General features: G+C 33.5%; 9 protein-coding genes. 3 read left to right on the forward strand and 6 right to left on the reverse strand.

The genetic code is table 11. The features are described 5' to 3' along the window. The first annotated feature begins 564 nt into the window (after positions 1-564). A complete protein-coding gene (locus FGF67_RS04435) occupies positions 565-1,149 on the forward strand; it encodes a Crp/Fnr family transcriptional regulator (protein WP_139695278.1) in 585 nt (194 codons plus the stop codon). A 4-nt stretch (positions 1,150-1,153) separates the two neighbouring features. Here the strand turns inward: FGF67_RS04435 and FGF67_RS04440 are convergent, their stop codons facing one another. The 3 genes from FGF67_RS04440 to FGF67_RS04450 all read right to left on the reverse strand — a co-directional run bounded on the left by FGF67_RS04440 (position 1,154) and on the right by FGF67_RS04450 (position 2,670). After that, positions 1,154-1,567, reverse strand: coding sequence for a DUF4440 domain-containing protein (locus FGF67_RS04440; RefSeq protein WP_139695279.1), 414 nt, complete (start codon positions 1,565-1,567; stop codon positions 1,154-1,156). Positions 1,568-1,735: 168 nt separating this feature from the next. After that, positions 1,736-2,272, reverse strand: a complete 537-nt coding sequence (locus tag FGF67_RS04445; RefSeq protein ID WP_139695280.1) for an HdeD family acid-resistance protein — start codon at positions 2,270-2,272, stop codon at positions 1,736-1,738. 89 nt (positions 2,273-2,361) lie between these two features. Further along, positions 2,362-2,670, reverse strand: coding sequence for a DUF5335 family protein (locus tag FGF67_RS04450; RefSeq protein ID WP_139695281.1), 309 nt, complete (start codon positions 2,668-2,670; stop codon positions 2,362-2,364). A 425-nt stretch (positions 2,671-3,095) separates the two neighbouring features. Between FGF67_RS04450 and FGF67_RS04455 the strand changes: the two genes are divergently transcribed. Next, the gene (locus FGF67_RS04455) at positions 3,096-4,556 is read left to right on the forward strand and encodes a circularly permuted type 2 ATP-grasp protein (RefSeq protein ID WP_139695282.1); all 1,461 of its coding nucleotides are present in this window, start codon (positions 3,096-3,098) and stop codon (positions 4,554-4,556) included. Between the two features lie 6 nt (positions 4,557-4,562). Beyond that, positions 4,563-5,513: an alpha-E domain-containing protein gene (locus FGF67_RS04460; RefSeq protein WP_139695283.1), complete on the forward strand. Its 951-nt coding sequence runs from the start codon at positions 4,563-4,565 to the stop codon at positions 5,511-5,513. Between the two features lie 168 nt (positions 5,514-5,681). Here FGF67_RS04460 and FGF67_RS04465 read toward each other — a convergent pair whose 3' ends face one another. From FGF67_RS04465 to FGF67_RS04475, 3 genes are read right to left on the reverse strand one after another with little or no spacing between them, the layout of a single operon-like run. Then, positions 5,682-6,605 carry a transglutaminase family protein gene (locus tag FGF67_RS04465; protein WP_139695284.1) on the reverse strand — a complete coding sequence of 308 codons (924 nt, stop codon included), beginning with the start codon at positions 6,603-6,605 and terminating at the stop codon, positions 5,682-5,684. Between the two features lie 8 nt (positions 6,606-6,613). Then, the gene (locus FGF67_RS04470; protein ID WP_139695285.1) at positions 6,614-9,169 is read right to left on the reverse strand and encodes a circularly permuted type 2 ATP-grasp protein; all 2,556 of its coding nucleotides are present in this window, start codon (positions 9,167-9,169) and stop codon (positions 6,614-6,616) included. A 10-nt stretch (positions 9,170-9,179) separates the two neighbouring features. Next, positions 9,180-12,515: a transglutaminase family protein gene (locus tag FGF67_RS04475; protein ID WP_139695286.1), complete on the reverse strand. Its 3,336-nt coding sequence runs from the start codon at positions 12,513-12,515 to the stop codon at positions 9,180-9,182. Positions 12,516-12,793: the final 278 nt, after the last annotated feature.

Consider the following 12,793-nt stretch of genomic DNA (forward strand, 5'->3'; position numbering starts at 1 on the left):
TCTGTCACAAAAATTAGCTTTCTTTATTGTATTATAGTAATTATTACCCTTTAACTACGCCACTATTATAATATAACGATTACATCTATTACTTTTATCAAATACTTTGTTGGTCTGTTTGTTAATAAAAGGTATTTCAAGTTTTTTAAATGCGTTATGAGTAAACCACCTCTACTCATTTTTATCTACTCAATTAGGATATAGATGTTTTGACAGGGTATGAATCCATAAATTTTTATCGCCAGTGTTCATTTTGTATTTTCATAAGTGACTATTTAATTGTTTAATTTTTAGTCAACCTATTTCAGGAAAGTGCACGCCTTAATTAAAAGAGCAATTAATGAGCTAAATAAATATGCATGTATTATGTTATAAAAGTACAATTTACGGCCAATTCATCTGTTTGAAAAACTTTCTCTAAATACACAATAAATAAACAATTTCTGAATTTTAGACTCGAAACAACAACGCTTCAAACCATTGAATAATACCAACTATTTTTATTGCTCATTTTCTACTAGCCATACATTTCTTAAATTCAAAATTTTCAAGTAGATTTGAATCATGGATTTGACCTTACTGATTGAAAACTTTTCAAAAGCATCGGTTCCTTTAAATGAAGAGGAAATTGAAGCGCTTAAAGATTGTGTAACCGTACGCCATGTAAAACGACGTCAATTCATTCTTCATGAAGGAGACATTTGCAATCATTACACATTTGTTATTGAGGGCTGTTTTAAAATGTATAAAGTAGATTTAAATGGTAAAGAACATAACCTTCATTTTACAACTGAAGAAAGTTGGATTGCTGATTTGGGGAGCTTTTTTACCAAAAAGAAAAGTGAATTATATATTGAAGCCATTGAAAAATCTACCATTTTACAAATAGAACGAGACGATTTATTATCGCTCTATGATAATTACCCAAAATTTGATAAATATTTCAGACTGTTTTTAGAAAAAGCGTTTGCTAAAGAAGAACAGCGCTCGCTTCATAATATAAGTTCTACCGCAGAAGAACGTTATTTACATTTTTTAGAAACCTATCCTAATTTGTTTAACCGGATATCAAACGTTCAAATAGCTTCTTTTCTTGGAGTGACGCCTGAGTTTTTGAGTGTTTTACGTAAACGCTTAATTAAACGTTAAATTACTAGTTTCGATCAAATTCAGATATACTGTTTTCTGCGTTCAACTTATTAAACATAAATCTAGCAATCTTCCATTCATCATAAATTTTTTCAAAAACAAAAAGTTCTCTATAATCTTCAGTGTTAACCAAGCCTGTATTTGAAACAGTAATAACCGAATTGGTCACAGCAAATGCAAAATCGTGATCAATTTCAATATCTTCAATATAGATATCTACTTTCAAGTTTCCCTTTAAAAAAATAGCTTCATGAGCACTCAAAACGTTCTGTAATCCTATAGCCGTCATTGTTTCTGAAGGCATAAACAAACTATCTTTACAAAATAGCTGTTCCAGCATTTTGGTATTACCAGTATTTAATGCTGTTTTATAACTCTCTAACAACTCTATTATTTTTTGTTTATCTATTTTATCCATGACCTTTTTTTAACATGATTAAATCTTTTCTCTTATAAAAATCAATTGCAATAATGACAATAGTATATTGATATAATTTTCACACACATATCAAACCGTTGTGCGCAATAAGCCCAGAACGCGCTTGATTCTGGGCTTATGCAACATGTAATTTCTACTACTTCATTTTTAGAATTTCAATGATTTTAATTTGAATGCTATATTGGTATTAAACAATCCTGAAAGAATAAAACCTACTCCTACCCATATACTTATAGCGAGAGTGCCCACCAATAAATTATTTGTAATGATAAAACCTACAATAACAGACAATACCCCACTTATTAAACCAAACCACCAATTTTTAACACCAGTTTTCTTAAAGTTGAAAGACTCTAAAAACGTCATTAGCCCTGAAATAATAATCCAAAAACCAACTACAAAAGGTAAAGTTATAGCCGTTATTCCTGGACTAGATAACAAAATAAAACCAAACACAATATCTATTATACCAATAGTTAAGCTCCATCCCCAATTATTAAATACTTTTCTTGTAGATAAGGCTCCAATCACCTGCATAATTCCTGTGAATAATAAGGTTATACTTAAATAAATCCCCATACCTACTAAGGCATCCATAGGATTTCCTACAATAAGGAAGCCTAAAGAAATTAAAACGATACCTCTTAATAATACTAACCACCAATTTTTTTTCAATGTTTTCATAATTTTAAATTTTAAAAGCTTTTCTCAATGCCCTTAGACGATAAACGAAAAAGCCATGTTTGTTTATTATTTTATATTTATTATTTGTTTTAAAGTAATCCTACTGTTGTTGTTAAACCCTTTTTATCTAAAATCTTAATTGAGGTGACTTCTCCATTCTCTTGTTCAACCACAAACAATTCTTTTGGATAATCCATGTTATGAATATAACCATCAAGGGTTAGCACTAAATCATTGCCTTTTGTTTTAGGATCATAGTTTATAGACTCAAGCACCCCACTTTCAATGATTGTTTTGTCTTCAAAATCTATTTTTGCTATTCGCCCCCGGTTTCCTGTTGACAACGTTTGAAGTCTGTTTTGCCAATCTGAAGGTTCTAGTTTTTTAATCACTTGCATGTTTTTATTATTAAAAATGTTATACTTTGTTTTGTGAAATAATTACACTGCAAAGATGCGAGCTAAATACAGTTTACACTTATAAGGCAGATTAATAACGTATCTTAATCTAGATTAAGACTAGAGAACCAATTCTTATTAATGCATTGATAAACAAATAGTTAAAAAACACATGTCTGCATTAACGAAATGAGATGTTGCTTTTTTTTTGTAAAAAGAAAGTTGTTTTTAGGGTAAAAAATATGTTTAACCGATAGACACGCACATATAGTTCATAAATACGGTACGTATCCTAAATTTTAAAACTAACAATAAGCTCCCTTTAATATTATGATATCTCTATTATAACGTGCTATTTTTATGAATTTACAGCAACTAAATACGTTTTTTATTAATAATTTTAAGATATCTAATTACCCGTATTTATGTATAAAAATGTACCCATCTTTTCTTCCTATTCGTTTGATAACAAATTTCTAGATGAAGTCTTTGATTCACAAGGTAATGTAAGAGACATATACAAAACACTTTTTGATTTATATGAGTGTCATAGTATATCAGATTTTGAAACTTTAAATGAGTATGCTAAAACTTCTTTTTTTAATCAAGGCATTACATTTCAAGTCTATGGAAATAATGAAACTAAAGAAAAGATTTTTCCTTTTGATTTGTTTCCAAGAATAATAGATCATAAAGAATGGCAGCATATAGAAAATGGTGTATTGCAGCGTAGTAAGGCATTAAATTTATTTCTAGAAGACTTATATCACGATCAAAACATTATTAAAGAGGGTATTGTGCCACAAGCACTTATTGAATCATCGGCTAATTATTTAGAACAGATGAAAGGCTTTGATCCTCCTGGAGGTATTTATAATCATATTTCAGGTACAGACTTAATAAAACATTCTGATGGTAATTACTATGTTTTAGAAGATAATATTAGGTGTCCTTCAGGCGTGAGCTATGTAATATGTAACAGAACAGCTTTAAAACGTGCCTTATTTGGAGTCTTTGATAAATATAAAATACATACGGTTAATGATTACTCCCAAAACCTATTAGATATTCTAGAAACCGTAAAACCTCAAGGTGTCGATAAACCCAACTGTGTAGTACTTACACCTGGTGTTTTTAACTCGGCCTATTATGAACACTCATATTTGGCTAAAGGCATGGGGGTTGAGTTGGTTGAAGGTCGTGATCTTTTTGTAGAAAAAGGATTTGTTTACATGAAAACCATCAACGGGCCTAAAAAAGTTGATGTTATTTATAGAAGAATTGATGATGCCTTTCTGGATCCTGAAGTTTTTAATCCCGACTCGGTATTAGGTGTTCCTGGATTGTTTTCGGCTTATAAAACAGGTAACGTATGTTTGGCGAATGCGCCGGGCACTGGAGTGGCTGATGATAAAGCCATTTACACTTATATGCCAGAAATTATAAAATATTACTTGGGGGAATCTCCTATTCTTAAAAATGTACACACCTATCATTGTAACCGAAAAGATGATCTTGAATATGTTTTAAATAATATTGCATCTCTAGTGGTTAAACCTGTTGATGAAGCTGGTGGTTATGGTATTTTTATCGGAAATAAATTATCAAAAAAAGAGATTGAAGATGTTAAAAAAATTATTTTAAAAACACCTAGAAAGTACATTGCGCAACCTATAATGTCGCTTTCTGTACATTCTACTTATATAGAAGATGAAAAATCTTTTGAACCCAGGCATGTAGATTTGCGTACGTTTACTTTACTTGGAAAAGATAAAAGTTATGTGCTAAAAAGTGGTTTAACCAGAGTTGCACTGAAGAAAGGAAATTTAGTTGTTAATTCTTCGCAAGGCGGTGGATCAAAAGATACTTGGGTATTAAAAAAATAGAAATTTATGTTAGCAAGAGTTGCAGATAATTTATTTTGGATGAGCAGGTATATAGAACGCTCAGAACATGTAGCACGGTATTTAAGGGTTAATTACTTTTCTTCATTAGACGCCCCTAATGAACTGTCTCAATCTAGACAATTTGTATTGAGGTCATTACTTTTTATGGTAGGAGACCCTATAAAAGACGATACACATGTAGCAGAAACAGATGTGCTCTATAACATTTGTTTAAACCTTAAAAAATCATATTCCATTATAAATTGCGTGAAATTGGCTCGTGAAAATGCTAATAGCTCGCGTGATTTAATCTCTACCGAATTATATGAAGCTATAAACAAGTTTTATCATTTCGTTTTAAACTATTCCTCTGATTATTTGGTTACCAAAGGATTGTATGATTTTGCCACGCATATTATAGAGTTTACCGCTATATTGAAAGCAAAAATTAGATGCACCTTACTGTATGATGAAGTATATTCTATAATTAATCTTGGGCTTAACATGGAAAGAGCTACCCAAGTTATTAGAATAATAAATGCTAAGTATAACGATATACAAGCCATTGAACTTAAAAGAGAAGAAGGCGCTTTGGTTGCTCCTACACTAGAATGGGATACCTTATTAAGATGTGTTGAGTCTTATGACATGATGAGACGCTTTACCAGAGAAACCCCAAATAGCATTAATACGTTAGATTTCCTAATATTGAATCACCAGTGCCCAAGATCAGTTATTAATAGTCTTTCTGATGTGGCACAACACATACAGGTGTTATCAGATGACATAAAACCCAAAAAAGGAACTACTGCATTTTTAGTTAATAAAATTTATGCTGAGTACCAGTATAAATACATTGAAGAAATTGAAGTAGATTTTAGAACATTTATTGAAAAAATACTAAATAAATTAGTTGAAATCAGTAAAAAAATGGAAGAAGAATTTTTCTATCATTAACTAGAAAAACCTAGTCATTTTATATTCTAATAGTTCTGAAACGCTTTTTTCTGTAATTTAATACCATGAAAAAAGCGTTAATGCAATCTAATAACATCACAGAAGCTGATGAGTCATTAATTCAGCAACAACAGCAACAGCAGCAGTAAATAAAGGTTTAAGTAAATTTTACTGAATTGTTTCTTGACTAGACGCTGCCTTGCTATTTAATGCTTTTATATCAACCGATACATTAAGTTTACTTGTTCCTGAGCTGTAAACTACCCCCTTTAAGGGTGGTACATCATAATAATCTCTTCCCCAGCCAACAACAATATGCTGGTTTTCTGGAATAGTATTATTCGTTGGGTCAAAATCAACCCAACCATATCCTGGAATAAATACTGCAAACCAGGCATGTGAGGCATCAGCTCCAATAAGTTTAGGCTTTCCAGGGGGTGGTACTGTTTCTATATAACCACTAATATAGCGTGCTGGCAACCCCACACTCCGTAAGCAAGCAATTCCTATTTGTGCAAAATCCTGACACACACCTTTCTTTTCTTCCATAACCACACTTAAAGGTGTTGAAACACTGGTAAAGCCCGAAACAAAACTAAAATCAACATAAATACGTTGCATAAGCTCTTTGGTCGCTTCAAAAACAGAACGATTTGGTTTAAAGGATTCTAAAGCATATGCCTTAATGTTCGCTTTACTGTTTTTAATTAAAATAGAATCTAAAATAAATTGCTTAGGCTCAAAATTTTCTTTGGTATTCCTATTCAAACTATTCAAAGCTTCCTCTAAAGTCACTTTAACACTCTCCTCTGAATAAAAACTGTTCTTGATAGCGGTATAGTCTCTAGATATTTTACAGATTGAAGTCACCTCTAACTTTTTATGCGCTTTCTGAATAGAAAAACGGGTCACATTATTACCAAAAAAATCTTTACGTTCAGAAAACTCTGTAGGCTCAGGATTAATAGCTACATGATACTCTAAAAGTTTTTGTCCAGGAGATTGCCTTGGCTTAATAGTAGCTATATTATGGCAAAACACAACTTCCTCGCTATAACTATACTCTGTGATATGTGTAATAAGAAAATCCATAGTCTTAATTAGCTAAACTGTTGTCTTGTGAGCTGACTCTGATCATTCACATGATTAAAATACGTATCGGAAATGGTTTTAGAGGTTTTATAAAGCAAGGCATTTAACTCTGACAATAAGTTGTTTAAATTTTCCCTCAAATACATGTTTTCTTCAGAAACAGAGACTAAATTGGCAACTGAAGCCAATCTTAGCTTTGAAAAAGCTTCAAAAATAGGTTTTTCATAATCTTGTAATGCTCCTTTAACTTTAGAGTGCGGTAAATGAATAATATCCTTTCTAACCCTATTTACCAAATAGGTAAGAGAACGTGCATATTTAGTATCTAAAAGAATGAGGGAAATCACACTACTAATATTAATATATGAACGATAACTATATCTATAAATATTTAAACTTTCATGGCTGTGTAACATGGCTTCTAAAATTTCATATTCAATATAATCATCCGTTACCACGGTTAACATGCTCTGAAAATTAGATACATTTAAAATAACGCGTTCAAGGTTAAGACCAATAAAATACAGTAAAAGTCCCTGATCTACCAAAATACTCTCTTCAATTAATCCCATAAAGGCAATAAGCCGCGTAATTAATTGATCTAGAACTTTAATTAATGCTTTATAGGATACGGATTCTTCATCTGCATTGATAACGGGATCCCAAATTTGATGAATACTTTCAAACACACGCCACATATCGGTGGACCACAGGTTTCTAATGGAGTAATACGAATTACTAAACATAGATAACGTATGCGCTAAGCTACCTACTTTATTCTTATCAACTATAACAGCAATGAGTTCTTCTCTGATATTTGAAATTGAAGGTTTTCCTTTATCTCCCACAAAACCCGGATAGGTATTTGTGAGTTGTGTTACCGAACGCAGTAAAATACTCAGTTTGGTATTGGTTTCTAAATCAATATCCTCTTCATTATTAATCATTTGATTAAGCACCATCCTTAAATGCCTACTAGTAACCAAAGCTCTACCAATATAACGTCCTGCCCAGTATAAATTCTCGGCAGTTAAACTAGGTAAATCATTTAACCCAGTGGCAACTGGAGTAACATTGGTTTCAACTCTTGGCGCTTTTATTTTTGATGCATTTTCATCTATAATGCAAAAATCCTTACTGGTTCCGCCACGCTGGTTACTTACCCGAACAGTTTCTTTTGTTGAAGATACTCTAACTAACCCACCAGACATAACACTATAACCCTCAGTATTAGCAATAGTGAATGCTCTACAAACCATATTTCTAGGTTCAAGTTTGCCATTCACAAAATTAGGTACTGTTGAAAACTTTATTTTTTCTTGAGCAACGTATAAATACGGGCGGCTTTTTATTTTATTTTTTAATTTTTCTAATTCTTGTGTGTTTAAAAACTCTGCAAACACAATACTTTCTCGGTTAGATTTATCTATTCGTTTGATTACTAACTTGGAAATATCAGACATTACATGATCTAATTCTTTCTTTTGTCCGCACCACCAAGTGGCAATTTGGGGTAAGATTAATTTTTCGTCTAAAAAATATTTAGCCACGGCAGGCATAAAAGGAATAAGCCCTGAGTTTTCAATGATACCAACCCCTACAGGATTAATAATGCTTACATTTCTTCGCCTAACAACATCTAATAAGCCGGCAACACCTAAATAAGAATCTTCTCTTAATTCTAACGGGTCAACAAACACATCATCTACCCTTCTATACACCACATCAACTTGCTTTAAAGCTTTAAGGGACTTCATCCAAAGCTTTCCGTCTCGAACTACCAAATCACTACCGCGTACTAAAGGAAACCCGTAATAAGAGGCTAAATAAGCATGTTCAAAATAGGTTTCATTATGTGGTCCTGGCGTGAGAACAACAACCGTTGGATTTAATGTTTTAGCTGGAGCTGATTGGATTAACAGCTGGTTAAAATCATTGAAAAACCGGTCTTGATCACCAACATGTATGCTTCTGTATACATGAGGCAGTACCCGACTAGAAATTGTTCTATTTTCTAAGGAATACCCCATTCCTGAAGGTGCTTGTGCCCTATCATTAACCACCCACATTCTTCCATCTGGGCCTCTAGACAAATCAGCTGCATAAACGGACAGGTATTTTTCTGTATTCAGCTGAATACCATCACACTGCCTTAAAAAGCCTCTATGCCCAAAAATGACCTCATGAGGAATTATTCCGTTTTTAAGCAATTCTCTATTGCCATAAACATCCTTAACTACTAAATCAAGTAATGTAGCTCTTTGCTGTAACCCTTTCTCAACATCGTTCCACTCATTTTTGTGCATTATGAAAGGCACAAGATTCAAACTCCATGGACGATTAAGGCCTTTGGGGTCATTATAAACGTTGTAGGTAATACCATTTTCGGCCAAATTCCAATCAATTTCTTTTTGTCTAGAAATTAATTCGTCGCGCCCCAAGGTTTTTAACGTGTCGTATAAATTCTTCCAAGTCGTTTTAACCTGCTTGTTTTCATGAAACATCTCATCGTAAGACACCCCATCAAAATAGTTTTCAATTAATGACTCAACATCCAGCTTCATTAGAACTTCATTATTTTTTACGCAAATCTAATGTATTTGGAAATTCTGGATCAATAGGAAGCGTTTTATATCTAAATTTTCTTTTACTTCCCAGCGCTTCAACTACCCTAAGAGGTCCAGCCACATCACTAGCTGTAATCTCTTCTATAATATCAACTTCTGTTTGTGTTTCACCAATATCCCAAAAACGATTAATACGTCTCGATTCTGCTTCAAAACTATTCACTGGAAATGTATCATAAGATCGGCCTCCTGGATGCGATACAAAATATTTACACCCTCCTATAGACTTTCTGTTCCATGTATCCACAATATCAAAAGCTAATGGCGTATCAACACCAATAGTAGGGTGTAAGGCTGAATACGGATTCCACGCTTTGTACTTTACACCGGCTACATACTCGCCTTTTACGCCTGTAGGCTGTAACTGAACTTTTACTCCGTTACAGGTTAACACATATCGTTCTCTAGTGAAATTAGAAACTTTTACCTGTAAACGCTCTAGCGAAGAATCTACATAGCGTGCAGTTCCACCACCTGTCATTTCTTCTCCCAGTACATTCCATGGTTCTATGGCAGCTCTTAATTCCAGATGAATATTATTAATATCAACCATACCATGCAATGGGAATCTAAATTCAAAAAATGGATCAAACCAACTTTCTTCAAATTTATATCCTGTTCTATTTAACTGATCTACTACATCCTTAATATCTTCTCTTACAAAATGCTCTATTAAAAATTTATCATGTAACTCGGTACCCCAACGGACTAAATCATGTTCATAAGGTTTTTTCCAGAACCAAGCCACTAAAGCCCTCACTAAAAGCATTTGTACCAGACTCATTTTGGGATGCGGTGGCATATCAAAACCTCTAAGCTCTAAAATACCTAAACGCCCAGAAGACGAATCGGGTGAATACAATTTATCTATACAAAATTCGGCTCTATGTGTGTTGCCTGTTAAATCTGTTAATAAATGTCTGAACAACCTATCCGTGAGCCAAAACGGTACTTCGCCATTTTTAGGAATTTGACTAAATGCTATTTCCAACTCATAGAGATTTTCCATGCGTGCTTCATCTATACGAGGGGCTTGACTTGTAGCTCCAACGAATGCTCCTGAAAACAGATAAGAAAGCCCTGGATGATGTTGCCAAAATGTTAGCAAACTGCGCAATAAACTAGGTTTACGAAGTAATGGACTATCAGAAGGTGTAATACCTCCTAGAGTTACATGATTTCCACCTCCTGTTCCTGTATGTTTACCATCAAGCATAAATTTTTCAGTACCTAATCGTGCTTTTTTGGCCTCATCATAAAGCATAAGCGTATTATTCACTAAATCACCCCAATTATGAATTGGATGTACGTTTACCTCAATCACCCCAGGATCTGGGGTGATTTTCATGGATTCTATCCTGTTGTCATGAGGTGGATTATACCCTTCTAAAATCACGGGAATATTTAATTTTTTAGACACAGCTTCAATAGATGCTACAAGGTCTAAAAAAGCTCCAATTGAATTTAAAGGTGGTAAAAACAAATACAGTTTATCTTCTCTTATTTCAGAACAAATGGCTGTTCGCACAAAGTATTTTGGCTTGTTAGCGTCCAATCCATTTTTAGAAAATGCCTTATACCGTAAGTTTACCAAGCGTTTAAAACTTGGTAATTGCTTCCGTTTTTTAAATAAGTCTGGCTCATACATAGGAAAATCAGCGTATTCCGGCTTTGTTTCCAATGAACTTAAAGGAAGCCTTAAACCTATAGGTGATGTTCCAGGAGTTAAAAACAAATGTTTTCTTCGGAAAACCCATTCTGAACTAAACCATTGGTCACCAGACTTATTTAACGGTAAAATAAATCCTGCTGCCTTATGGGTTCCTCTATTAAGTATCTCAGCAATACGCTCCCTTATTAAAGCGTCACTATCATCTTCCGTAGAGTCAATATCAATTGGCATATTCCCTTCTTCCCATAAAGTATAAAAAGCATCTTCATAGGCAGGTATAACACTGCTTTTAGAAATAGCTAAATAATCACAAAGCGTTTTCAAAAATGTAATATCGCTCCCTTTGGGAACCATAGGGTTTGGTGCAAAACTGGATAATAACTCTTGGTTATGCCAAATCATTTTGCCATCTTTTCTCCAATAAAGCTGGATTTCCCAACGAGGTAGCGGTTCTCCAGGGTACCATTTCCCTTGTGCATGGTGCAACATACCTCCTTTTCCCATTTTACCTAACAACCTCTTAGTAAGCTCATTAGCTAATTGCCTTTTATGAGAACCATCGGCATCTGTATTCCATTCAGGAGCTTCCATATCATCTATAGATACAAACGTAGGTTCACCTCCCATGGTTAGCCTAACATCTCCTTTTTGTAAATCGCGTTCTACTTTATGGCCTAATCTATTTATAGCTTTCCACTGTTCTTCTGTATAGGGTTTGGTAACGCGTGGGGATTCTAATATTCTGGTTACTGAATTGCTAAATTCAAATTCAGTTTCACAAGGATCTGTCATCCCTGTTACAGCTGCAGCACTATCATAATGCGGGGTACAGGCTAGTGGAATATGTCCTTCGCCTGCCAGTAAGCCTGAGGTTGCATCAAAACCAATCCAACCTGCTCCAGGTAAATAGACTTCGGTCCATGCATGCAAATCGGTAAAATCTTCTGCTGGACCTGAGGGGCCATCTAAAGAAGGTTCATCTGCTTTTAACTGAACAATATAACCAGAAACAAAGCGGGCACCAAACCCTAAACGCCTAAGAACTTGTACAAATAACCAAGCATAATCTCTACAAGATCCTGTTTTACATGCCAACGTTTCTTCAGCCGTTTGAACTCCAGGCTCTAACCTAATATTATAAGATAAGAATTCATATATTTTTTGGTTAAGGTCTGTTAAGAAATATATGGTTTTTCTTGGTGTATAATCAATGGTTTTTAAAAAAGCCTCTATTAGCTCGCCGGAATCATTGATTTCAAGATACGGTGTTAATTCTTTTTTTATACTTTCGGCGTATTCAAAAGGGTATTCTTCTACACTTTCTTCTACAAAAAAATCGAAAGGGTTTATGGTTTTTAAATCGGCTATAATTTCTACATCAATAGACAACTCCTTTGTTTTTTCTGGGAATACTACCCTAGCTTGATAGTTTCCAAAAGGGTCTTGTTGCCAATTAAAAAAATGCTCTTCAGGGGTTATTTTCAAAGAATAGGATTCAATAGGCGTTCTGCTATGTGGTGCAGGTCTTAGCCTAAAAATGTGAGGAGATAAGTTTACTTTCTTATCAAATTTGTATGAGGTTTTATGAGAAATAATAACTTTTAAAGCCATAGATTGTTTTTAATTGACAGGTATTTCTTTTGGAATAAAGTTATTTTAATATTTCTAAAAAAACTATTATTTAAATCGATAAAAACTCCTAAAACCCTATCTCAAAGATAGATATAGCATATCCTTTTTATTTATGCTTAAAATTGATATATCCTTAAAAAAAATTAAGGTCTGTTATGCATATCATATTTTAGAAATCTTTGTGTCCTCATAATAAAATAGACTTGTTTTCATAATTCAACAGTTGTAAACAAACAAAAAAAGCGTTTGTATTAGGA

It is taken from the genome of Allotamlana fucoidanivorans, assembly GCF_006265225.1.
In the GTDB taxonomy this organism is placed as follows: Bacteria; Bacteroidota; Bacteroidia; order Flavobacteriales; family Flavobacteriaceae; genus Allotamlana; species Allotamlana fucoidanivorans.

What these genes read in the sequence shown, in the direction of transcription:
- FGF67_RS04435 (WP_139695278.1), top strand. Translation starts at nt 565, where the DNA reads ATGGATTTGACCTTACTGATTGAAAACTTTTCAAAAGCATCGGTTCCT.
- FGF67_RS04440 (WP_139695279.1), bottom strand. Translation starts at nt 1,567, where the DNA reads ATGGATAAAATAGATAAACAAAAAATAATAGAGTTGTTAGAGAGTTAT.
- FGF67_RS04445 (WP_139695280.1), bottom strand. Translation starts at nt 2,272, where the DNA reads ATGAAAACATTGAAAAAAAATTGGTGGTTAGTATTATTAAGAGGTATC.
- FGF67_RS04450 (WP_139695281.1), bottom strand. Translation starts at nt 2,670, where the DNA reads ATGCAAGTGATTAAAAAACTAGAACCTTCAGATTGGCAAAACAGACTT.
- FGF67_RS04455 (WP_139695282.1), top strand. Translation starts at nt 3,096, where the DNA reads ATGTATAAAAATGTACCCATCTTTTCTTCCTATTCGTTTGATAACAAA.
- FGF67_RS04460 (WP_139695283.1), top strand. Translation starts at nt 4,563, where the DNA reads ATGTTAGCAAGAGTTGCAGATAATTTATTTTGGATGAGCAGGTATATA.
- FGF67_RS04465 (WP_139695284.1), bottom strand. Translation starts at nt 6,605, where the DNA reads ATGGATTTTCTTATTACACATATCACAGAGTATAGTTATAGCGAGGAA.
- FGF67_RS04470 (WP_139695285.1), bottom strand. Translation starts at nt 9,169, where the DNA reads ATGAAGCTGGATGTTGAGTCATTAATTGAAAACTATTTTGATGGGGTG.
- FGF67_RS04475 (WP_139695286.1), bottom strand. Translation starts at nt 12,515, where the DNA reads ATGGCTTTAAAAGTTATTATTTCTCATAAAACCTCATACAAATTTGAT.